Source organism: Bacillus sp. AFS088145 (assembly GCF_002564465.1).
In the GTDB taxonomy this organism is placed as follows: domain Bacteria; phylum Bacillota; class Bacilli; order Bacillales; family Bacillaceae_G; genus Gottfriedia.
This window is the reverse complement of sequence record NZ_NUUX01000020.1, coordinates 1-1,620: the sequence shown is the minus strand read 5'-3', so window position 1 is coordinate 1,620 and position 1,620 is coordinate 1. Positions and strand designations below refer to the sequence as shown.

The window sequence follows — 1,620 nt, the reverse complement described above, 5'->3', positions numbered from 1 at the left end:
CATGGTAGACATCCATGCCGCATCTGCGGCACCATCAAATGAATGAAAATGTTTTGTATACTAGTCTATCTCCCGACCACCCTGTCAATCCTGTTAATACGGCTGGCGAAGGAAGGTCGATCAACTATGGTGCTTTAAGCCCGCATGGTAGACTGATTCACTACGACCAGGTGCACCACAAATTGTTGCTCTCAATGGAGAAGCACGCAGGATAGATTAATCTAATATGGTTGTTGCACCAGCCTTAATTTTTATTCAGCCTAGGAAGGATAATATGAATGGACGTTGTTAATAATCACTGCTGTGGACTTGATGTTCACAAAAAGAGCATTACTGCTTGTGCAATTACACCAAAAGGTAAAGAAATAAAAACCTTCGGTACAATGACACATGACCTATTTCAAATGGTGGATTGGATTAAAACTAAACGTTGTACTCAAGTTGCCATGGAAAGTACAGGTGTGTATTGGAAGCCAATTTACAATCTACTTGAACTTGAAGAAATACAACCGATGGTTGTAAACGCAGCTCATATCAAGGCTGTACCAGGACGAAAAACCGACGTAAAAGATGCAGAATGGATTGCGAAGTTACTTCGTCATGGTCTTCTTCAACACAGTTATGTCCCTAATCGGGAACAAAGAGAACTACGTGAGTTAGTTCGTTACCGTCGCAGTCTCGTTGAGGAAAGAGCTAGGGAGATTAGTAGAATTCAAAAAGTTCTTGAAGGTGCAAATATTAAACTGTCCTCGGTTGCATCTGACATAATGGGTGTCTCAGGTCGTGCGATGATTGGAGCAATTATTAACGGTGTAAATGATCCTGAAATTTTATCCAGTTTAGCTAAAAGAAGTTTGAAGAAGAAAAAGGATCAATTGGAACGTGCATTAGTAGGTTCCGTCGGACCGCATCAAAAAATGATGTTAAAAACCCAACTCTCACACATTGAATTTATTGACCAACAGATTGAACTCTTAAGTGTAGAAGTCCAACAACGTATGCAGCCTTATGAAGAAGATATTGAATTACTTGATACGATTCCTGGAATAGGTAGAGGTCATGCGGAACAACTTTTGGCTGAAATCGGAATCGGTATGGAAATTGCAAATCAATTCCCTTCAGCTCCGCATATATGTTCGTGGGCTGGGATGGTCCCTGGAAACAATGAAAGTGCTGGAAAAAAAAAGTCTGGAAAAACAAGAAAAGGTAATAAAAAATTACGCTCAGCACTTGTCGAAGCAGCTCATTCAGCAGCAAAGACTAAAAACACCTATCTTTCTGCTCAGTACCAGCGTTTAGCTGTACGAATTGGAAAAAAGCGAGCAGCAGTCGCGGTTGGACACACTATATTAACTATTGCTTATCACATTTTAAACAGAAGAGTCCCCTATATTGAATTGGGCGCAGATTACTTTGATAAACGGAAGAAAGAAATTGTTATCAAGCAATCTATTAAACGATTAGAGACTCTTGGATGTAAAGTTTCAATTGAAGCAATAGCTTAATTTGATCTAAATAAATTTATTAAAAAAAAGACCCGTTTTTAAAAATGAAATGGACAGGGTCTAGTTTCGTATTGCCAAAAAAGTGTAATTATTAATTTATATTTTCAGGATAGTT

The 1,620-nt window shown here is 38.6% G+C and carries 1 protein-coding gene; it reads left to right on the top strand.

Going from position 1 to position 1,620, the window contains the following annotated elements; genetic code table 11:
* Window positions 1-278 precede the first annotated feature (278 nt).
* Window positions 279-1,505 (top strand): IS110 family RNA-guided transposase, encoded by a 1,227-nt coding sequence (locus tag COI44_RS13185; RefSeq protein WP_098428374.1) that lies wholly within the window; start codon window positions 279-281, stop codon window positions 1,503-1,505.
* Window positions 1,506-1,620 lie beyond the last annotated feature (115 nt).